We start from the raw sequence: 21,549 nt of genomic DNA, 5'->3' as shown, positions 1-21,549 counted from the left end.
AAGGGGTGCGGCTACTCGCCGTCGTCCGGGTCGGGCCTGGGGGTCGGGGACGGGGCGGTGGTGGACGGAGAGGTGGGGGCAGCCGCGGGGGTGCGATCGTCGGGCTTGGGGGCGGGGACAGGTTCGGGTGCTTCGCACTTCACGATCGGCACGGGGTCGTAGCGCACGGTCCGGGTGTTGCGGGAGATTTCCCGGCCGGTGGCGCGGTCGGTGATCACGCGGGTGTCGCTGGCTGTGAAACCCGGCGCGCCGCTCGACGGGATGCAGTGATCCCCGGCGGGCAAGGTGACCGTATCGGGAGTGGTGGGTCTGGTGCGATTGCCGGTGATCGAGTCGACGTCGACGGTCTTGGTGCCCCAGAACCTGATCGTCAGTTCGGAACTGCCGCCGATCGCCTGGATCATGACCCCGGTCTTCGCGGTGTTGCGGAACTGGAGATCGATGGCCCCTTCGAAGACCGTGGCCTCCCGCGCCTCCGGATAGCGCGAAATGTAGTAGGAGTGCTCGGTGTGCGCCACGTCTTCCATGCCGGCGAAGTAGGCCGCGTTGTAGAGCGTCGTCGCCACCTGACTGACACCGCCGCCGACGGCCGTATCCGGGCGGCCGTTGTTGATGATCCCCGACTCCACGTAACCCTGAGCGGCTCCACGCGGACCGGTGTGTCCGTTGAGGGAGAACGTGTCGCCGGGCTTGATCAGCGCACCGTTGATTTCGCTGGCCGCCAGCCTGATGTTGGTACCCGAAGCCGCGGAGAAGCCGCCGGTGGTGAATTCGCTGATCACCTCGTTGACGCCGAGGGCTTGCGCCGCCTCGGTGGTCAGGGCCGGCGGGACCGGGCCGTACACGGCCGGGGTGGTGTGCGAACCGGGAGTCGCGAGGAGCTGCGGCAATGTCTCCAATGTCTTGGGCCACTGGATCAGGTCACCGACGACTGCGGGAACGACGCGGGGCGATCCCCCGTCGAGCGTGATCGTGGCGTCCTTGGGCGCGATCTCCGTCGAGACGAGCTGCGGTGCGAGTATTCCGATCGCAGCGTCGACGTTGTACTCGGGCGTCAAGCCACCGTTCCCGTCCGGGCGGAATCCGAGCACGGCGCCGATCTGCTGCCGCGGAAGGGTGGCGACCGAGCCGTTGCGGCCCGGGACGACCAGGTCAGCGGAGGCGGCCGGCACCGCGATCTCGTCGAGCGCCCTCTGGACGCCCTCTTTGGTCACGGTTACCGGCACCGCGTCGACGGGCAACTCCACCGGGCCGCCGAACGCCCATTTCTCCACGATTGCCGCCTCGGCGCCCTCGCCGTTCAGGTTCTGGCCCGCGGACGGATCGACGGGAACAGGTGTGGGCCCCTCGAACACCACCGTTCCCTCGCGGGAAGCTCGGTCGGTGCGCGACCGCAGGTTGTCGACAGCAGCCGCCAACGCGGACTCGTCGCGCGTCGACACGACACCGATCTCGTCGGAGGTGAAGAACGATGCCACTCGGGTGAACGGATTGAGTGGCTGGGCATCGGCCCGGTCGAGCGTGGCCTGCCAGTCGACATCGAGTCCCGCCTGGGCAGGCACGAGCTCGGCGAATACGTCGCCGGCCTTCACCGACACCGGCTGATTCACGCGCGGCCCGACCTGCGCTTGCAGGACAGCTTCGGCGTCGGCTCGGGATGAACCGCCCACGTCGACCCCGGCCACCGTCACTCCGCGCGGCAGTTTCCCGGACGACATCGCGAGGTCGGCGGCGTAGGCGATGCCGATGATCGCGAAGACACCACCGATGACCGCGGCGATCTTTCCCCACCGGGGCCCCTTCGGACCACCCGCGTCGACGGGCGGAGCTGAGGGGGGTGGCACGTCGCCGGTCGGTTCTCCGCCCGCCGGAGGCGCCGCTTGGGGTGGTGGCGGAGGTGCGGGCGCGAGAACTGGGGGTTCGTCGTCGGCCGGAACTGCCGTGTACGCCTGTGTCGGTCCGCTCGCGGCGTCCGGTGTGATCACCGGGATCACCTGGGTCTCGTCCTCGTTGGGCGCAGGTTCCACCCACAGCGGTTCGGGGCGTGATGCCAGATCGCCGAGGTCCAGTCGAGTGGTGGGCGCGTCGTCGTCAGCGCTCGGCGGTGTGGGCTGAGGGTCGGGCGATACCGGGTTCTCGGGAGCAGCATCAGGCGTCGACCGTTGGGGTGCTGCGCTCCCTGCTTCGCGGTCTTCGTCGTTCACCGTGGCCCTCTCACCGAGTATCTTCGTTGCCGGCTTCAGCTTGCCGTCGGCGCTCGGTGCATTTCAAGCGGCGTCCGATTTCAGCGATCTCCGGTCCGGACCCCCCACGACAGACTACCGGCCGCCGAAAATGCAGGAGCCCCGCGCTGCTGCCAGGTCGGGGGTCAGGCAGCAACACGGGGCTGATGGGAGTATCGCCAGCTAATCTCCAGCGTTACACCTGCGGAGAAATATTTCGGGGATTCAACCACCCCTCGTCGCCGGATCCCCTCGCTGGACGCGCGCGAACTGGCCTTTCCGATCCGACAGCTACCGGAAAGGCCAGTCGAATCACGCCTCTATGATTGCCGTCACACCCTGCCCGCCGGCGGCGCAGATCGAGATCAATCCGCGGGCCGAACCGTTGGTGCCGGCCTTCTCGTGAAGCATCTTCGCCAGCGACGCCACGATGCGCCCGCCCGTCGCCGCGAACGGGTGACCGGCCGCCAGCGACGACCCGTTGACGTTCAGCTTGCTGCGGTCGATCGAGCCGAGGGCGCCATCGAGCCCCAGACGTTCCTTGCAGTACTCATCCGACTCGAACGCCTGCAGCGTCGCGAGAACGACGGACGCGAAGGCTTCGTGGATCTCGTAGTAGTCGAAGTCCTGCAGGGTGAGGCCGTTGCGGGCCAGCAGCCGCGGGATGGCATAGGTGGGGGCCATGAGCAGGCCGTCCTTGCCGTGGATGTAGTCGACGGACGCGGTTTCGGAGTCGACGAGATGGGCCAGCACCGGCAACTTGCGCTCGGCCGCCCACTCCTCGCTCGACAGCAGGACCGCGGACGCTCCATCGGTGAGCGGCGTGGAGTTTCCGGCGGTCATCGTCGCATCGCCCGCCTTCACCCCGAACACCGGCTTCAGCGTGGACAGCTTCTCGACGGTGGACCCCGGACGCAGGTTGTCGTCGCGGGTGAGGCCCAGGAACGGGGTCACCAGATCGTCGAAGAATCCGCGGTCGTAGGCGGCGGCCATGTTCTTGTGGCTCGCGGCGGCCAGCTCGTCCTGGTCCTCGCGTCGAACGCCGAACTCCTTGGCAGTGATCGCCGCATGCTCGCCCATGGACAGGCCGGTGCGGGGTTCACCGTTGCGGGGGATCTCGATACCCAGCATCGACGGCCGCACGTTGGCGAGCAGCTTGATGCGATCGCCCGTGCTCTTTGCCCGGTTCAGCGACAGCAGGAACTCGCGAAGGTCGTCGTTGACGCCGATCGGTGCGTCGGACGTGGTGTCGACACCGCCACCGATACCGGCGTCGATGCGCCCCGCCGCGATCGCGTCACCGACGGCGACGATCGACTGGAGGCCGGTACCGCACGCCTGCTGCAGGTCGAAGGCGGGCGTGTACGGGCTGAGCGCGCTGCCGAGCACACATTCCCGCATCAGGTTGAAGTCGCGGCTGTGCTTGAGAACCGCACCACCCGCGACGAGTCCGAGCTTCTCGCCCTGCAGATGGAAACGACTTACCAAGCCGTCGAGGGTCGCGGTGAACATGTCCTGGTTGGACGCCTGTGCGTACGCCTTGTCCGAGCGTGCGAACGGGATGCGATTGCCGCCGACGATGGCGACGGGACGCTGCTGCTTCCCGCCTGGCTTCGGCGTCGCGTCGGAGTTCGAATTGGTGCGAGCTTTGCTGGTCACTGACGTCTCCAAGGATCTGGTGCGATTACCTGTTGGCTACTATTCTTACTCAGGAGTAAGTTACTTGTCGACACCGCACTTCTTTCTGTGCTCGGTGACTGACCGCCAAACGACGAGAAGAAGGTAGGACCGTGGCAGCCAGCAAGGGAGCTCCCGACATCTATTCCCAGTTTCTGTCCTCCGCGCCAGGGGCGTTCATCGCCGCGAAGGCGGGCCTGCCCCGGCCCGAGAACCTGCGGCGTTACAAGCACGGCGAGCCGCCCCTCGCCGGCCCGGTCCTGATCGGGGGCAAGGGCCGTCTGGTCGAGCCGCTTCGCGCGTTGCTCTCCGATTACCCGGCCGCCTCCGCCGCCGACGACAACTTCGGCGCCCTGGTGTTCGACGCCACCGGCATCGGCCAGGTCACCGAACTCGAGCAGCTGTTCGAGTTCTTTCAGCCGGTCATCCGGAACCTCGCGCCGTCCGCTCGCGTCGTCGTCCTCGGAACCACTCCCGAAGAGACCTCCGACGTCGACGAGCACGTTGCCCAGCGCGCCCTCGAAGGCTTCACCCGCAGCGTCGGCAAAGAGGTGAAGCGAGGCGCCACCGCGCAACTCGTCTACGTCTCCCCGAAAGCGTCACCTGGACTCTCCGGCGTGGAGTCGACGCTCCGGTTCCTGCTTTCCGCCAAGTCCGCGTTCGTCAGCGGTCAGGTCATCCGCGTCGGCGCCGAGGATTCCACCGCCCCCGCGGACTGGGACAAGCCGCTCGACGGCAAGGTCGCCATCGTGACCGGTGCGGCGCGCGGCATCGGTGCCACCATCGCCGAGGTGCTGTCCCGCGACGGTGCGCATGTCATCTGCGCCGACATCCCGGCGGCCGGCGACGCCCTGTCCGAGACGGCCAACAAGGTCGGCGGCACGTCCTTCGCCCTGGATGTGACTGCCCCTGACGCGGCCGACAAGCTCGCCGAGCACGTCCTCGAACGCCACGGCGGCGCAGACATCATCGTCCACAACGCCGGTATCACCCGGGACAAGACGCTCGCCAACATGGACGAGGGCCGGTGGAACATGGTGATGGGTGTCAATCTCCTTGCACCGCAAAAGATCACTGAGTCGCTGGTCGCCAAGGGTGCACTGAAGGAAGGCGGCCGGGTGATCGACGTGTCCTCCATCGCCGGCATCGCCGGTAACCGTGGCCAGACCAACTACGGGACCTCCAAGGCCGGCGTCATCGGGCTCGTCGAAGCATCGGCGCCCGTTCTTGCGGAGAAGAACATCACCATCAACGCCGTCGCTCCGGGCTTCATCGAGACCGCCATGACCGCGGCCATCCCCTTCGCCACCCGCGAGGCCGGACGCCGCATGAGCTCGCTGCTGCAGGGCGGTCAGACCGTCGACGTCGCCGAGACGGTCGCATACTTCGCCAATCCCGCGTCCAACGCCGTCACCGGACAGGTCGTCCGTGTCTGCGGCCAGAGCTTGCTGGGCGCCTGATGGCGGGCAAAGTGGTCGAACTTCCCGGAATGCCGGGCACTCTCGACATCTACGCCCGTGCCGTGCGCAGCGCGCTTCCGGTCGTCGGGGCGAGCGGTGACAGTGCCCCGGACACCACACTGACGCTCAGCGGCGTCAAGGTGGACCCCGACAACCTCGCGGCGTACGACAGGGTCACCGGCCTGCGTTTCGGCGACACCCTGCCGTTGACCTACCCGTTCACGCTGGTGTTCCCGATCGTCATGAAGCTGATGGTTTCGGACGGATTCCCGTTCCCCGCCATCGGTTCCGTCCACGCCGAGAACGTGATCGAACAGTTTCGTCCCATCTCGGTGAGTGAGCCGCTGGACGTATCGGTGCACGCCGAGAATCTCCGCGAGCATCGCAAGGGTCTGCTGATCGACGTGGTCAGCGAGATCCGGGTGGGACGCGAACTGGTGTGGCGGCAGACGTCGAGTTTCCTGCGGCAGCAGAAGACGTCGCTGTCCGGCCAGCCGGGTCCCGAACCGAAACCGGAAGAGGTGCCGCCGCCGCCCCTTCGCACGTTGCGGGTCGACCAGAAGACGATCAGCAAGTACGCCGGGGTGTCGGGCGATCGCAACCCGATTCACGTGTCGACGTTGGGCGCCAAGGCCTTCGGCTTCCCGAAGACCATCGCGCACGGCATGTGGAGTGCGGCCGCCGTGCTCGGCTCCGTGGAGGGCCGGATTCCCGAGGCCGTCACCTACAGCGTGCGCTTCGGCAAGCCCATCCTGTTGCCGGCCACACTGAATGTCTACGCCGACCATGCGGGTGAAGGCTGGGAGTTGTCGCTCAAGCACCCGAAGAAGGGGTATCCACACCTCACGGCGACGCTGCGGTAGCTCATGCCGGGGCGAATGTACCTTTCGACACGACCAAGGCGTCGAAAGGTACATTCACTCCGGCTTCTTCTTGCCGGCGAGACCCCGCCACGCCAGCGACTCCAGCAGGTCGGCAGCCGCGTGCACCTCGACCTCGCCGCCGGCCACCCGGTCGGCGACTGCCTCACCGGCACCGACCAGGGCGATAGCGATGAGTTCGAAGTCCTGGCCCGGATCCGGGTCCTTGGTGCTGGACTGCAGCAGGTGCGCGGTCAATTCGATCAACCGGTCGCGGCTCGACTGCACCGATCCCACGAACGCTTGCTGACCCATCGCCTGCCGGTACAGCACCATCCACGACTTGCGGTGCGCTCCGACGAAGCCGAGAAAGCCCTCGAGCGCCCGGCGCAGTTGCTCACGCGGACTGAGTCCGGGATCTCCGGCCGGCGCGAGCGCCTCGACGAAACGCAGACCCTCACGCTGGATGCATGCGGCGAACAACTCGTCCTTGGAACCGTAATACAGGTAGAGCATCGGCTTGGAGATTGCCGCCTTGGCGGCGATCGCGTCCATCGAGGTCTCGTGAAAGCCCCTGTCGGAGAAGACGTCGACGGCCGCATCCAGCATCTGCTGCTCGCGCACTGCGCGAGGCAATCGCTTGGTGCCGCCGGCCATTCGTCCTCCAATATTCGTCGAACCCGCCATCTTACTCTACGGTAAGAAAACGGGCCCCACCTGGCGAACGAACTTCTACGCAGCCACGTATCAGGGCACACTGTACTGGCCGCTCACCCGGGACACTCCGGGAGGGCCGGGTTCGAGCCGACCTACGCAGGCCGACCCGAAGCCTGTGGGCACCCACTAGCAGGGCAAGGCACCCTTCGCGCGCGCCACGGTCAGCACCGCGTCGTCGACCCGTTGCTGCGGCAACTTACCCGAGGCCACAACGCTTTCGAGGTGGTCGAGCACGCGCGGGACGTCGTCGGTGGTGAGCCAGAGGGCGATGTCGACGCCGGACGCCAGTGACGTCTCGACTGCCTCGGTGATGTCGTAGCGGTCGGTGATCGCCTGCATACCGCTGAGGTCGTCGGTGAAAATCGGACCCGTGAACGGAGGGGCGCCGTAGCCGGTTCCCCCGCGCAGTAGGGCTACGGCGTCGGGACTGATGCTGGCCGGAATGCCGGGGGCGGTCAGTCCGGGCACCTCGAGGTGGCCCAGCATGACACCGACGCCCGTGGTGACGAGGTCGCGATACGGAACCAGATCGTAGGTCTGCAGCTGCTCGAGCGGCGGAGTGGTGACTGCTCCGGTGTGCGAGTCGCCCGAGGCCGACCCGTGACCGGGGAAATGCTTGATCACCGGCAGAATTCCGGCGTCGCGCATGCCGCGGGCGTACGCGTCGGCGTACCGGGTGACGACCGCCGGATCGTCGGAATAGGAGCGGTCACCGATCACACTGTCGTCGGGCTGGGAGCTCACATCGACGTCGGGCGCGAAGTTGACGGTCACTCCGAGATCCTTCAGCCCGCGCCCTCGCTCCAGAGCCATCCGATAGGTCTCTTCCTCGGTCATGGTGGCTGCGGTCTGCCGCGCGGAGGGGTCCGGTCCGAGCAGGTCCTCGACGCGCGACACGCGCCCGCCCTCCTCGTCGATGGTCACCATCAGTGGAAGCGCGGAAGCCGACGCCACCTGCGGAACCTCCCGGCCGGCGAGCATGGCCTCATCGGTCCAGCTGCCGATGAAGATGCCACCCACCTGCTCGTTCCGCACCACCTGAGCGGCGTCGGCGGTCCCCGTCACGCCGACGTTCAACAACTGAGCCAGCTTGCGCCGCAACGGCAGAGACTGCAGGAAGTTCGTTTCGCACGACACCGGAGCGGCAGTGGGCACATCGGTATGCGAGGCCGGCTCCGCCGTGGTCGGGGACGACGGTGTCGAGGACGGTGCCGTGGAGGACGACGGCGCGGCAGTGTCGCCGCCCGAGGAGCACCCGGCGACCAGGCCGGTACAGGCGACGAGCGCGAGGGCATACTTGATCCGCATGCCCCCGACGGTAGCCCAGTGACCGGAATCGTCGTCCCGGCCACTCCGAATCTCCTGTCAAGACCGGCACTCTTGGTAATCTGGTGGGTGAAAGGTCCCTTTCCCAGGAGGTCGTCGTGCCTGCAGGTCTGATGTTGATCGCTTACGACGGATCCGACAACGCCAAACGCGCGGTGCAGTGCGCGGGACGCTTTCTCGCCTCCAATCGCGCTGTGCTGGTGACGGTATGGGAACCGATGGTCCGTCAGGCCGCACGCATGTCGGGACTGTCCGGGGTGATGCAGCCCGAGTGGGTCCCCGACGAGGAGACCGAGGACGTCGCCTTCTCGGACGCCAAGGTCACCAACGCCGAAGGTATCGAACTCGCCGAGGCCGCCGGACTGACCACGCAAGGCCGAACCATCGAATGCACCACCACGATCTGGACGGCAATAGTCGAGACCGCCGACGAACTCGGCGTGGACATCATCGTCACAGGGACCCGGGGCACGACGGGACTGCGGTCCCTGCTGCAGAGCAGCGTCGCCGATCACGTGCTGCGGCACAGCCACCGTCCCGTGCTGATCGTGCCGCCCTGCGGCAAGTGATCGGATGAGGGCTGCGCAGGCCGACTACTGTCGGCAGCACCATGGACGGCTTCCTCCTCTCCCGCGCCGACCGGACGTTACGCACAGTCGGCGCCCGCAGTAGATACGACTCCGCGTCGGCGGCGATCACCGCGCTCGCCGACGGTGACACCGAACTCGTCGTCGGCGCATTGCCGTTCGATCCCGCCCGTCCGGCTGCGCTGACCGCTCCCGCCTCGTCGGAAGTCACGAGCGGCCCGTGGCGGCCCCCTCGCGTGGAGCGCCTCCCTGCCGTCCGCGTGGCTCGGCAGGTACCCGAGCCGGCCGAACACGTAGCCCGGGTCGGTGCTCTCGTCGACCGCCTGCGGAGCGGCGCGCTGGGAAAGGTGGTGGCCGCGCGCAGCATCGTCCTGGCGTCGGAGACACCGGTCGATCCGGAGGCGTTGGCGGCGCGGCTGATTCAGTCGAACCCCCTGGCCAACGGGTTCGCCGTCGACCTCACGTCGGCCGGCGACGGTTTTCGCGGCCACAGCCTCGTCGGTGCGAGCCCCGAAATGTTGATCAGCCGTCGCGGCCGCTCGATCACCTGCCGTCCCCTCGCCGGGACCGCGCCGCGGCGCGCCGATCCCGGCGCCGATGAACGCGAAGGTCGCGGGCTCCTGGACTCGACGAAGAACCTGGCCGAGCACGCATTCGTCACCGCCTGGATCGAGGAGGTCCTCGCCCCGCTGTGCACAGAGCTGACCATCCCCGACGCGCCCGTCCTGACCAGCACTCATGAGGTGTGGCATCTCGCGACACCGATCCGGGGGCTCTTGCGCGACCCGGCAACCGACGCACTCACTCTTGCGACACTGCTGCATCCCACCCCCGCCGTGTGCGGCACCCCTTCCGACCTGGCGCTGGCCGCCATTCGCGAGGTGGAAGAGGAACGGCGGTTCTACGGCGGCGCCGTCGGATGGTGCGACGCGCAGGGAGACGGCGACTGGGTGGTAGCCATCCGCTGCGCCGAGATCACCGCCGACGGCCTCGGGGTGCTCGCGACCGCGGGCGGCGGCATCGTCGCCGGATCGGACCCTCGATCCGAGCTGGATGAGACGACTGCCAAGCTCCGCACCCTACTGGGAGCGCTCGGAGTGGTCGCTGCAGACTGACGCCGCCACTCGCACTCGCCCGGACCTGCGGGAAAGGCACCAATGACCAGCCAGACGGGCCGCGAGTGATACCTTGGCCCGAGCAATTCGTACGCGGCGGTAAGTCGCGCGCGTCGATGGCACGACGGTGGGAGATGTGAGATGGCGAAGTTCCTGGTGCCCGGTGTGATCAGCGCTGTGGCCGGTGTTGCTCTCGGCGCTGTGGCGACTTTCGGCATCACGGCAGCGGCACAGGACAACACCCGCCCCGAGATCGACCGGAGCGGCAACGCAGACTCCTCACTGCTGAACCAGGTTGAGTACGGCAGCCGCTGAGAGCGCCGGCTTCGCGAGTTCCCGCACTACCTCCGAGCCGGTGGCCATGTCGTCCATGGCCCCCTCGGTGGAGCCTCTGTCCCGACGGTGGTTGTTCGGCGCCTCTGTCGTAGCGTTCTTCCTCTCGTTTCTGCAAACTCCCGGCCGGCTCGCGGCCGACACCAAATATGACCTCACCCAGAATCCGATCGGATTCCTGGAACGGGCTGCACATCAGTGGAGCAGCCAGGCGCCGATGGGCCAGGTCCAGAACCAGGCCTACGGGTACTTTTTTCCGCACGGTGCCTTCTTCGCGCTCGGCGACGTCCTCAGCATTCCTCCCTGGATAACCCAACGCGTGTGGTGGGCCCTGCTGCTCGTGGCGGGGTTCTGGGGCATCGTCCGTCTCGCGGAGGCCCTCGGCGTCGGGAGTCGGTCTTCGCGCGTCATCGCCGGAATCGCCTTCGCACTTTCCCCACGCGTCCTCACCACCCTCGGCTCGATCTCCTCGGAAACTCTGCCGATGATGCTGGCCCCGTGGGTTCTGCTGCCGCTCGTCGTGGCGTTCGGCAATCCGAGTCCCGCAGTCCGCTCCCCGCTACTGTCGCGTTCACCTGCGCGGCTGGCGGCACAGTCGGCGCTGGCGGTGGCGCTGATGGGTGCGGTGAATGCCGTCGCGACCGCCGCAGCATGCCTGGTGGCGGGCCTCTGGTGGATATCGCACCGGCCCAACCGACGCTGGTGGACGTTCACCGTGTGGTGGTTTCCGTTTCTCGCACTCGCCACCCTGTGGTGGATCGTCCCGCTCCTGCTCCTCGGGAAGGTGAGCCCGCCGTTCCTCGACTACATCGAATCCTCCGGGGTGACCACCCAGTGGACCTCGCTCGCCGAGATCCTCCGCGGCACCGACAGCTGGACGCCGTTCGTCTCCCCCGAGCGCATCGCCGGTGCCGTCCTCGTCACCCAGCCCGCCGCGGTTGCCGCCACCGGAGTCATCGCGGCGGCCGGGCTGGCGGGACTGTGCATGCGCGCGATGCCTGCGCGCGGACGCCTCGTGCTCATCCTGTTCGTCGGCGTCACCGGACTGGCCGCCGGCTACATCGGTGAACTCGGATCTCCCGTCGCGGAACAGGTGCGTCTGTTCCTCGACTCCACCGGCGCTCCGCTGCGCAACGTGCACAAGCTCGAGCCGCTGGTGCGGCTACCGCTGGTCCTCGGACTCGCTCATCTGCTCGCCCAGGTGCCCTTGCCGGGTTCGGTCCCGGCGGTACGGTGGCGCCGCGCCCTCGCTCATCCCGAACGCGAACCGATGGTCGCGGTCACCAGCCTGGTCCTCGTCGCCCTGACGCTCGCCACCTCCCTGGCCTGGACGGGGAAGCTCGCACCGCGCGGGACCTATCCGGAAGTGCCCGACTACTGGCAGCAGGCCGCGACGTGGCTCGAGCACAACGCCGGCGGAACGAGCCCGGACGGGTCCGACGCCGAGCGAGCACTCGTCGTACCGGGTGCGCCTTTCGGCAGTCAGGTGTGGGGTCTGACGCGCGACGAACCGATCCAGGCGCTGGCAACCACACCGTGGGCGTCCCGCGACGCGGTCCCGCTCACCCCGCCCGGCACGATCCGCGCGATGGACTCGGTCCAGCGCCTCATCACCGACGGCCGCCCGTCGGACGGTCTGGCACCGACATTGCTCGGCCAGGGCATCCACTACCTGGTACTCCGCAACGATCTCGATCCCGACACCTCGCGGTCGACGCGACCGATCATGGCCCACCAAGCGGTCACGGGCTCACCCGGTCTGACCCGGGTGGCCGGATTCGGCGAGGACATCGGGCCCGGCGAGGTGGACGGCCTCGTGATCGACAGCGATCTCCGGCCTCGGTATCCGGCCATCGAGATCTTCGCGGTGTCGATGCCGGACGGCTCCCCGGCGACGAGCGGGCCCTACACCGCCGACCTCGACGACGTCCCGCTCGTGCAGGGCGGCCCGGAGTCGCTGCAGCGCTTGCGGGAGAACGGGACCCTTCCCGGGGCGGGGCCGGTGCTCCTCGCGGCCGATGCCCAGCGGGCCGGGTTGCCGGTGCACGACGTCACCGTCACCGACACTCCCCGGAACCGCGAGACCGATTACGGTCAGGTCGACAACCACAGCTCGGCGCTGCGGTCCCCGGAGGACGCGCGCCGCACCCACAACCTAGTACCCGACTATCCGGTGGCTGATACACCGCTGGTCGAGGGCAGGTGGGAAGGTGCCCGGCTCAGCGTGTCCAGTGCTGCGTCCGACGCCACACAGCTGGGCGGAACCTCACCTGCCAGCAGTGCCGCCGCGACCGTGGACGGTGACCCCGCGACGGGCTGGTTCAGCAACGGCATCGAGCGGGCACTCGGCCAGTGGCTTCAGATCGACTTCGACACTCCTCCGACGAGCTCCCTGCTGCAGATCACAACGAGCCCGGCGGCCATCGGCGCCCCCGTCCGCTGGATGGAGGTGTCCACACCCAACGGCAGCACCGCCGTCAAGGTGGATGCCCCCGGGAAACCGATCACGGTGTCCGTCCCGGGCGGCAACACTCCGTGGGTGCGCATCACCGCCACCCGCACCGAGAACGGTTCCGCCGGAACTCAATTCGGGATCAGCGAGGTGTCGGTGCAGGATTTCTCGCGCCGCGACGCACCACCCGTGACCGTCCCGATCCGATACCGCACGGTGCTGCCTCCCACCCCCGACGGCGCGTCGGTGTCCGGGTGGAACCTCACCCAGGAGTTGCCCGGCCGCAATGCCTGCGCCGAGGCCCCCGACCGTGTCCGCTGCAGCAACGCCTTCGCGCTGCCGCCGGAAGAGGCCGGCACTTTCCAGCGCACCTTGTCGGTGCCCGCCCCCACCGCCGTCACACCGCAACTCACGGTGCGGGCACGCCACGGCGCCGCGCTCGAAGAGCTTCTGACCCGCCCGGACCGACCGACTGCGCAAGGCACGAGCAACATCGGCGATCTGCGCGGATCCGCCTTCGCCGCCACCGATGGTGACCCGCGGACCAGCTGGTCGGCCATGCAGGACACCACCAGCGACAAAGGGGCGAAACCCACACTCACCCTTCACCTTCCGGAGCCCACACTCGTCACAGGCCTCGAGCTGACCCCCAGTGCAGGAGCCATACCCGCCGCTCCGAAGACGGTCGCCGTCGACCTCGGCGACGGCCCTCAGGTCCGAGAGGTCGGCGACAATCTCACCGTCGCCGTGGAACCCCGCGTGACGGATCGGATCGTGCTCAGCCTGGTGTCGTGGGAGGACGTTCTCGATCAGAACGCCCTCGGCTTCGCACAGCTGCAACCCGCAGGGCTCGCCGAGGTCGGGGTGCTGGGTGCGGACGGCGCCTTGCTGCCGGGGTCGGGCCCCAGCGACGACTCCGGTGACCACCCGGTCTCGGTGCCCTGCGAGGAGGGCCCGGTGATCTCGGTCGCCGGACGCCTCGTGCGCACCAGCGTCTCCACCACCGCGGAACAGTTGCTGTCGGGAGACCCCGTGCCGGCCACGCTGTGCGATTCGCCCGCCGCCGTTCCGCTCGCCGCCGGCGCGCAGGACGTTTTCGTGCAACCCGGGTCGGCCTTCTTCGTCGACGATCTCCGCCTCGACGCGGGCGCGGACGCGCGTGCGGTGCCCACCGAACAGATGTCGACCACTGCCTGGACAGAGAACCATCGGAAACTTTCCGTTTCCCGGTCGGAATCCGATCGCCTCGTCGTCGTCCCCGAGAGCACCAATGTCGGCTGGATCGCCACCGCACCGGATGGACGCGAACTTGCCCCCGTCGTCGTCGACGGGTGGCAGCAGGGGTGGATCCTGCCGGCTGGAACAGAGGGCACCGTCACCCTCGACTTCCCCACCGACCGCTGGTACCGCCTGGGCATCTTCGGCGGGCTTCTGCTCCTCGTACCGCTGATCGCAGCGGCATGCCTGCCTCGGCGCGCACGGGAAGCAGTCCGGGACCCCGGCGCCGCGCCGAGGACATGGGGCAGCGTGACAGCCGGATGGCTGGGACTTCTCGTGGCGTCGACGGTGATCGCCGGGCCGGTCGGCGGCGCGACAACCATCCTGCTGACCGCGCTCGCCGCCGGCCTGATCCAGTTACGCGGATCTACCACCACGGCAAGGGTTCTCGTCGGCGTAGCAGGTGCCTCCACGATGCTCGGGGTGGCGATGCTTTCCACCGGACCGTGGCGTGCGCCCGGTGGATACGTGGGGCACTCGTTCCTCGTTCAGTTCCCGGTGCTGGTGGCGTTGATCGCCGCCGGACTCGCCGTGCTGCCTGTCGGTGGCTCCGCGACCGCGCGGCGGGTGTTCCACCGGATGACTGCGCGCCGGGCCGGTTCCTCCACCAGCGCGTAGCTGGCCGAGGCCACCGCAATACTGAGCACCGCGGTGAGAATCAGTACGTAGACGAAGTGCCCGGCGAACGGCACGAGACCGAATACCGGAAAGACGATCGAGAGCACCGCCAGGTGCCAGATGAAGATTCCGTACGACCAACGGCCGACGGCCAGAGCAACAGGACTGGCCAGGAATCGGTGCCGCGACGTGTCGGACAACACCAGCGGAGCCATCAGCGCGAAGCTCATCACGGCACCGAGAGCCATCTTGATGGCGTATTGCCACGGTTCGGGTCGTACCAGCCCCTCCGGCCCGGCGAGCTCAGTGGTGGTGAGAGCGAAGGCCACCGCCACGACGAGGAACATCGCGACCCGGTGCCGTGCCCAGCGGTGCATCCGCCCGGGTGGGCACACCGACAACTCGGCCAGTACCATCCCCGCGCCGAACCACGGCAGGTATCCGGGCAACCAATTGTCGTGATGGATGCCCTCCGGCGCCGGTATGGGCAGGAAGGCCCACGTCAGGCTCACCGCGATGAGGGCCGTGATCGCGGGGATCCGCAGTCGGGCGGCCGAGCCTCGCAGTCGGACCAACGCGAAGGCCAGAAGAGGAAGCACCAGATAGAACGCCACCTCCACCGACAGGCTCCACATCTGGGTGAGCCCGTCCGTGAGGGTCAGCGGCACGAACACCTGCACGAGACCGAGATTCGCCCACCAGGTGCGGAAACTCGCGTGCGCGGTGGGGAGGAAAGTAAGGACGACCGCCACCGCGACCCAGTAAGCGGGCAGGATGCGCGTGGCCCGCGACAACCAGTACCTCACCATTCCCTGCGCGGGTCCCAAGCCCCGTGCAGCCCCGGCGTGCCCGCGCCACAACAAGAACCCCGACAGCGCGAAGAACACAGCCACCGCCAGATCGAACCGTCCCCAGATCCGACCCGAAACCGCGGTGTGCGTCGCTCCCGTCTGGAAGGCGACATGCGTCACCAGCACACCGAGCGCGGCGAGCCCACGCATTCCCTCGAGGGCGGGAATGAACCCTCGAGGTGTGTCGCGGGTCTCGGCGGGCGCCGGCGCCTCCGAGGTCGGAACTGAACTGGTCATCAACAACAGTGTGCCTGGTCCCGGCCTCGAGACGGAAAACTGTGCCCGTGTCACTTCGCTGGAGAAGCGCCGGTGCGTTTACTATCCGATGGGGCAAATGGGCCTTCGGGACTGTTAGTGTTTTGCCTCACGTGGTGTCGATGTGGGCTCCATGCGATCCGTGCAGCCATGCTGCCGGTGGGGGAATCTCAATCGACAGAATTGGGTTAGGAGAGACAGCATGGCGGAGCGCTCAGGGCCGAGCCGGATACTTGCTTGCATTCTGGTGGGCCTCGGTGCCTTCCTCTTGGCCGTCGCCATACTCATTCCCACCTACACGGTGGGCAAGTTGGAGAAGACGCCGTTGGACCTCGAAGTGACGACGATTGCCGAAGGCTCCGGCAGCGTACTCAACTCGCAGGCTCTCCTCGCAGGCAAGGCCGAAGTAAACACGAACGTTCCACTGGTGTCACAGCGCTACGTCACCACCGAAGACCCCGCGAACGCGGACGTCGTCACTCTCCAGGCGGGGCAGACGCTGCGGCGCACCGACAAGCAGGGCGACACCGGCCTGCTGTCCGCGATCGTCGACCGCAACACCGTCGACCGCCAGACGTCGATGCCGACGAACGACCCGGTCGGCACCATCCAGACGCAGCCCAACCAGCCTGCCGAGGAAGTTCCGCGCGACGGACTGCAGTACAAGTTCCCGTTCAACGCGGAGCAGAAGAGCTACCCCTACTTCGACCTCAGCGCTCGCGCCACGCAGGACATCAACTTCGTCGAGGAGACGGAGATCAACGGCCTGAAGGTGTACCACTACAACCAGACCATCGAGCCGGTCGATCTGTCGAAGGTGGTCAACTCGCCCACCAACAAGCTGACCCTGCCCGCCGAAGCCTGGGGCGTCCCCGGCGGCACGCTGCCCGTCACCATGACGCGCTGGTACACCAACGTCCGCGACCTGTGGGTCGAGCCCGAAACCGGTGTCGTCGTCAAGGGCCAGGAGCAGCTGCACCAGTACTACGCCCGCAACAAGGCCCGGCCCGAAATCGACGTCCTGAAGGTCGAACTGCCCTTCAACGAGGAGACCATCGAGTACCAGGTCCAGCAGGCCCGTGACGGGATGGACAAGATCAGCACCTTCGGGCGCACCGTCCCGATCATCGCGGGCATCCTCGGCCTCATCGCACTGATCGCGGGCATCATCCTCGGACTCCGCGGCGGCAAGGGCCCGCAGCCGGCCCGGACCACCGGCGGAGGCGTACCCCCTGCGGAAGGTGGACGCCACTATGAGGGTTCGGACGCGCCGACGGAACAGCACGACTGGACCACGGACAAGACCGAAGAAATTCCGGTCGCCGATCCGCGCAGGTACGACCAGCGGTAGAGCAGTCCACCCGGACACCACGAAGACACGACGAAGGGGACCTCGGAAATAACCGGGGTCCCCTTCGTCGTGTCTACGGCCGGTGGGCTGGGTGCCGCACGAAGCGACCCGAGCGAGCGACCTAGACCGCTACCGCGTGCCGGGCGCTCCGGACCGCGAGAACGCTTGCGACCACTGCGGTGCTCGCCGCAGCGGTGACGGCCACACCGATGAACTGACCGACGGTGGAGGCGAGGGTGAGCATGCCGGCCATTTCGACGGCGAATCCGATCCAGGCAATGACCGCAAGGTACGTCCGCTCCCCGGCGATGGCGGACAGCAAGGCGCCTTGGAGCACCGCAAGGCAGGCCCCCTGGAGGGCGAACAGCCACAGCAGTGACTGCACCGGCTGGTACGCCTCGCCGACGAGGAGTGGAACGAGCGGGGCGCTCACTGCGACGACCGCGACCAAAACGGCGCCGAGGCCGACCAGGACGGCGATCGCCGATCGGACTGCCTGCACGGAGTGCGCTGGGCTGGCCATCCGGGGATACAGCACCACACCGACCGCCTGCGGAAGCCAGAACGCGGCTTTGGTCGCGACCGCGCCGAGGGCGTAGAGACCGGCGTCGTCGTTGCTGAGGACTATGCGGGCCAGGACGAGGTCCATCGACGACAACGCGATCAGCGCCAACTGCACCTGCGACGCCTTCAGGACGGCCGCGACTCCGATGGGCGTGCTCGTCGCCCCGGCCGGGTCCGGGTCGGCGAACACTCGCGCGGCCAGAGCGACGACCCCCGTTCCGACTGCACTGGCGGCGAGCGCGAATCCCGGTCCTCCACCCACGGCGAGGACTACGACGGCGGGGGCGACCTTCGCTATCCCGGCGCCGGCGAGGACGATGCTGAGGGGACCGAAACGCGCGGCGCCCTGCAGGAGTCCCTGTTCGGTGGCGAGCAGGACCAGCATCGGCGCGGTGATCAACGCGGAGACGGTGGCGAGCATGCCCGTCTCCAGTGCCCATGAGACTGCGGGTGCGAGGAGAATCGCCGCGATTCCGACGATGACGGCACATCGATAGCCGAGTTGACGCACCGCATGCGCACCCCTGCCCCTGACCACTTCGCGCGCGACGACGGTCTGCAGCGCCAGGGCCGGCACGGCGAGAACCAGCTGGGCGGCCAGCAGGCTCGCGAATTCGCCGTAACCGGCAGGACCGAGCCAGCGGCTGGCGGGAAGATGCAGCAGGTAGGACGCGACGTTCGCGACCATCGACCCGGCCGTCACCATCGTCGCTCCGGCGACTGCCGAGGTGGTGAGGCTCTGGCGGGTCATGCGCCCCATGATGCACTACGCGGCGGACGAGCCGAGCTGATGTACCACGTATCGTGGCCGCTCATGACCGCCCGGAACCGAACACTGTCCGTTCCGGCGGGCTACAGCCTGGTCTTGGCCGCGGTGATTCTCGGCCCTCTTTTCGGACCCGGATATCTGCTGCTGCGTGACGCGGTGAGCACACCACGTTCGTATCCGACGGATTCGGCGTTGGGTCTGACGGATGCCGCCGCGCGCGCGGTACCGCAGGACGCGCTGATCGCGGCGTTGAGCACGATCGTCGACGGTGGTCTGGTGGTGAAAGCGGTCCTGTTTCTCGCCCTCTGGGCCGCCGGCTGGGGCGCGGCCCGGATGGTTCGCGCCGTGCTGCCCACGGCAGGGCTCGGCTCCCAGCTGGTGGGTTCGACGGTGATGCTGTGGAACCCATACGTAGCCGAGCGACTACTCCAAGGTCATTGGAGCCTGCTGGCCGGGTATGCGGCGCTGCCGTGGACGGTGTGTGCCGCGCTCGCCATTCGTCGGGGTCGCCGGGCGGGCTGGTTCGCGCTCGCCGCCTGCTTCGCGGCAGCAGGCCTCACCCCGACCGGTGTGATGCTCGCGGCAGTGACGGCGCTGGCGGTCCTGGTGGTTCCGGGCGGGCGGTCGTCTGCGCCGTGGCGGTCGGCCGGTGTGTTGGTGCTGTTCGGTCTCGCGAGCGCGCCCTGGCTGGCGGCCACCGCGCTCTCCACGGGTGGTGCCGACAGCTCCGACCCCGCCGGGGTCGCGGCCTTCGCGGCGCGCGCCGAGCCGGGACTCGCGACAGTGGGCAGCCTGCTCGGACTCGGCGGGGTGTGGAACGACGCTGCCGTCCCGAACAGTCGCATGACGCTGTTCGCCCTGGTGGGAACGGCGATGTTGCTCGCCGTGGTCCTCTGCGGCGTACCGGCGTTGTGGCGGCGACGTCGCCATCCCGTGGTGAAGGCCCTCGCGGTCCTCGCCGTGGCAGCGGTGGTGATGCCGACGATCGGCGCGACGCCCTGGGGTCTCGACCTCGGCCGGTGGGCGGTCCAGAACGTGCCCGGCGCCGGCCTGTTCCGGGACGGTCAGAAGTGGGTGGCCGCGGCGGCACCGCTCTACGTTCTGGCCGCGGCCGCGGCGGTGCTGCGACGCCCCGCCCTCTGGTCGGTGTCGGCCGTCTTGATCGTGGTGCTGGCCCTGCCCGACCTCGTGTGGGGTGTGGGCGGCGCGCTCCGGCCGGTTCGGTACCCACAATCCTGGGAGCAGGTGACGTCCCGGCTCGAGGCCCAACCGGACAGCGGCGACGTCGCAGTACTGCCCACCGGCATGTTCCGGCGATTCCCGTACAGCGGAAAGGCTGCGGTCCTGGACCCGGCGCCCCGCCTGCTGCCCGTGGACGTCCTGCAGTCGGGTGAACTGGTGGTGGACGGGCGTGCCGTCGCAGGCGAGGGTTCCCGCGCGCAGAAGGTGGAACGGGTCCTCCAGGGCGGGGGTTCGCCCTCGGATCTGGCGTCGCTCGGCGTGCGCTGGGTGCTCGTCGAGCGCGACACGCCCGGGCCGCACGGGCAATCCGCGAACACATTGGCGGCGCTGCAACCGTGGTACTCGGACGAGCATCTCGCGTTGTATCGAGTGGACGGCGACGTGACGGCCCGGCAGGCATCCGCGCAGATGCGGGCGACGGTGATCGCAGCACACGCGCTGTGGGCAGCGCTGCTGATCGGCGGACTACTCGGCGCCGGCGTGTTCGAGTCCCTGAAGCACGCGGAGCGTGCGGTCCCGCGCCTCCGGACGCGGCAGGACCGGCGACACCAGTCCTGAGGTCCGAAGACCTGCGGCGGTACCGGCGAGCACCTCGTGTACACCGTTGCCGGTCTGCTCCCAGGAGAATTCTCCCGCACGCACACGTGCCTTCTCACCGAGAACCATGCGAGTCTCCGCGTCGAGGAGCAACGCGCTGACGGCCGCCGTGAGGTCGCCGACATCAGCGGTGGCGGCGTCGATGCCGCCGACGAGGACCCCGGTCACGCCGTCGACGATCGAATCCGTCAGGCCCTTGGAGCTGCGGTAACCGACGGTCGGAACACCGTGCTGCGCAGCCTCGATCACCGCGAGACCCCATCCCTCCTTGCGGGATGGCATCACGTGCACCCACGACTGTGAGAGCAGTTCGTGTTTGCGCGACTCGTCCACGTGGCCGTGGAAGGTCACTGCATGACCGATGCCGAGTTCGTGGGCACGGTCTCGGAGGTTCTGTTCCCACCAGCCGCCGCCGATGACGTCCAGGTGCAAGTCGGCGATCGTAAGCCGCAGCGCCGCAACAGCTTCCAGGGCGTCCTCGATCTGCTTGTGCGGGACGAGACGCGAGAGGACACACACGCTCGGGTGGCCGGTCCGGGTCTGCGCGGAGCCCACCGCGACGCCGACGGGAATGTCGTCGGCACCGTTGCGCACGACGGCGATCCGTTCGCGCTCGACACCGAGTTCGACCAGTTCGTCGGCCGAGGGCAGCGACACGGTGAGGTACTGGTTGTCGCGGTGAGTACGCGGGGACAGTCGCGATTCCACCCACCAGCCGATCTTGCCGACCAGCCTTCCTGCGACGGGCCACTGCTCGCGGTGGCAGTGATGCACCAGCAGCGTCACCGGTGCACCCGCGACGGTGCGGGAGAAGAAGGGGATGCCGTTCTGGGTATCGATGACAGCGTCCGGCCGGATGCCCTTGAGGGGTCCGAACCCGAGCCGGCCTGCCGCAATGGCCGCCAGCGCCCGCGGGTAGACGCTGTACCGACCGCCCGCGCGACTGATCTCGATACCGTCGACCGTCTCTTTCTTGGGCGCGCCCCGGTAACCGGCGGTCCGCAGAGTCACCTTGATTCCCCGCGCGGCGAGCTGCGCCCCGACCTGCTCGAGATACCGCTCACTCCCGCCACCCTGCGGGTGCCCGGTGTCTCGCCAGCAGAGCAGCAGAACCTCGTGCACGTTCATGAACTCCTGTGGTCGGTGCGGCTCTTTCTCGGTCCGAGGCGGGGTTGCCGCTCGATAGTCCTCGAACACCCTATCGGTCGTACTGGGTCGAGCGTTGCAGCGTCGCGCAGGATTGCCGTCCGCTGGGCCCCAGTCGCTAAGGTTCTT

General features: G+C 68.2%; 14 protein-coding genes and 1 pseudogene. 8 read left to right on the top strand and 7 right to left on the bottom strand.

Going from position 1 to position 21,549, the window contains the following annotated elements:
• Positions 1-11 precede the first annotated feature (11 nt).
• Entirely contained in the window at positions 12-2,204 is a 2,193-nt protein-coding gene (locus JQT59_RS12340; protein WP_213576368.1) for a VanW family protein, read from the bottom strand.
• A gap of 330 nt (positions 2,205-2,534) precedes the next feature.
• A complete protein-coding gene (locus JQT59_RS12335; protein WP_213576367.1) occupies positions 2,535-3,881 on the bottom strand; it encodes an acetyl-CoA C-acetyltransferase in 1,347 nt (448 codons plus the stop codon).
• 131 nt (positions 3,882-4,012) lie between these two features.
• On the opposite strand from JQT59_RS12335, the gene JQT59_RS12330 reads away from it, so the two are divergent.
• Both JQT59_RS12330 and JQT59_RS12325 read left to right on the top strand, forming a co-directional pair.
• Entirely contained in the window at positions 4,013-5,359 is a 1,347-nt protein-coding gene (locus JQT59_RS12330) for a 3-oxoacyl-ACP reductase (protein WP_213576366.1), read from the top strand.
• Positions 5,359-6,222 (top strand): MaoC/PaaZ C-terminal domain-containing protein, encoded by an 864-nt coding sequence (locus JQT59_RS12325; RefSeq protein ID WP_213576365.1) that lies wholly within the window; start codon positions 5,359-5,361, stop codon positions 6,220-6,222. The genes JQT59_RS12330 and JQT59_RS12325 overlap by 1 nt, the downstream gene beginning before the upstream one ends.
• Before the next feature lie 54 nt (positions 6,223-6,276).
• Here the strand turns inward: JQT59_RS12325 and JQT59_RS12320 are convergent, their stop codons facing one another.
• Positions 6,277-6,876: a TetR/AcrR family transcriptional regulator gene (locus JQT59_RS12320; protein ID WP_213577680.1), complete on the bottom strand. Its 600-nt coding sequence runs from the start codon at positions 6,874-6,876 to the stop codon at positions 6,277-6,279.
• Between the two features lie 186 nt (positions 6,877-7,062).
• Positions 7,063-8,244, bottom strand: a complete 1,182-nt coding sequence (locus JQT59_RS12315; protein ID WP_213576364.1) for a glycoside hydrolase family 3 N-terminal domain-containing protein — start codon at positions 8,242-8,244, stop codon at positions 7,063-7,065.
• A gap of 116 nt (positions 8,245-8,360) precedes the next feature.
• Between JQT59_RS12315 and JQT59_RS12310 the strand changes: the two genes are divergently transcribed.
• The 4 genes from JQT59_RS12310 to JQT59_RS37995 all read left to right on the top strand — a co-directional run bounded on the left by JQT59_RS12310 (position 8,361) and on the right by JQT59_RS37995 (position 14,645).
• Positions 8,361-8,831 (top strand): universal stress protein, encoded by a 471-nt coding sequence (locus tag JQT59_RS12310; RefSeq protein ID WP_109333266.1) that lies wholly within the window; start codon positions 8,361-8,363, stop codon positions 8,829-8,831.
• A gap of 41 nt (positions 8,832-8,872) precedes the next feature.
• A complete protein-coding gene (locus tag JQT59_RS12305) occupies positions 8,873-9,964 on the top strand; it encodes an isochorismate synthase (protein ID WP_213576363.1) in 1,092 nt (363 codons plus the stop codon).
• 141 nt (positions 9,965-10,105) lie between these two features.
• On the top strand, positions 10,106-10,279 hold the full coding sequence (locus JQT59_RS12300) for a DUF2613 domain-containing protein (protein WP_159924141.1): 174 nt from the start codon (positions 10,106-10,108) through the stop codon (positions 10,277-10,279).
• Between the two features lie 46 nt (positions 10,280-10,325).
• On the top strand, positions 10,326-14,645 hold the full coding sequence (locus JQT59_RS37995; RefSeq protein ID WP_213577678.1) for an alpha-(1->3)-arabinofuranosyltransferase domain-containing protein: 4,320 nt from the start codon (positions 10,326-10,328) through the stop codon (positions 14,643-14,645).
• A 23-nt stretch (positions 14,646-14,668) separates the two neighbouring features.
• Here JQT59_RS37995 and JQT59_RS12290 read toward each other — a convergent pair.
• Positions 14,669-15,733, bottom strand: a pseudogene (locus tag JQT59_RS12290) (acyltransferase family protein); the annotation flags it as partial.
• A 220-nt stretch (positions 15,734-15,953) separates the two neighbouring features.
• Between JQT59_RS12290 and pgfA the strand changes: the two are divergent.
• The gene (gene pgfA, locus JQT59_RS12285; protein ID WP_109333274.1) at positions 15,954-17,102 is read left to right on the top strand and encodes a cell envelope lipid trafficking protein PgfA; all 1,149 of its coding nucleotides are present in this window, start codon (positions 15,954-15,956) and stop codon (positions 17,100-17,102) included.
• A 121-nt stretch (positions 17,103-17,223) separates the two neighbouring features.
• On the opposite strand, the gene JQT59_RS12280 is transcribed toward pgfA, so the two are convergent.
• Complete coding sequence (locus JQT59_RS12280) at positions 17,224-18,426, bottom strand: polysaccharide biosynthesis protein (protein WP_213576362.1); 1,203 nt, start codon at positions 18,424-18,426, stop codon at positions 17,224-17,226.
• Positions 18,427-18,480: 54 nt separating this feature from the next.
• On the opposite strand from JQT59_RS12280, the gene JQT59_RS12275 reads away from it, so the two are divergent.
• Entirely contained in the window at positions 18,481-20,235 is a 1,755-nt protein-coding gene (locus JQT59_RS12275; protein ID WP_213576361.1) for an MmpA family trehalose lipid delivery protein, read from the top strand.
• Here the strand turns inward: JQT59_RS12275 and JQT59_RS12270 are convergent.
• A complete protein-coding gene (locus tag JQT59_RS12270) occupies positions 20,143-21,396 on the bottom strand; it encodes a glycosyltransferase family 4 protein (protein ID WP_213577670.1) in 1,254 nt (417 codons plus the stop codon). The genes JQT59_RS12275 and JQT59_RS12270 overlap by 93 nt on opposite strands.
• Between the last annotated feature and the right edge of the window lie 153 nt (positions 21,397-21,549).

The sequence above is a fragment of the Rhodococcus sp. USK13 genome (assembly GCF_018343855.1).
In the GTDB taxonomy this organism is placed as follows: Bacteria; Actinomycetota; Actinomycetes; order Mycobacteriales; family Mycobacteriaceae; genus Rhodococcus_F; species Rhodococcus_F oxybenzonivorans.
The sequence above is the reverse complement of the archived record's forward strand: the minus strand, read 5'-3'. Positions and strand labels throughout refer to the sequence as shown.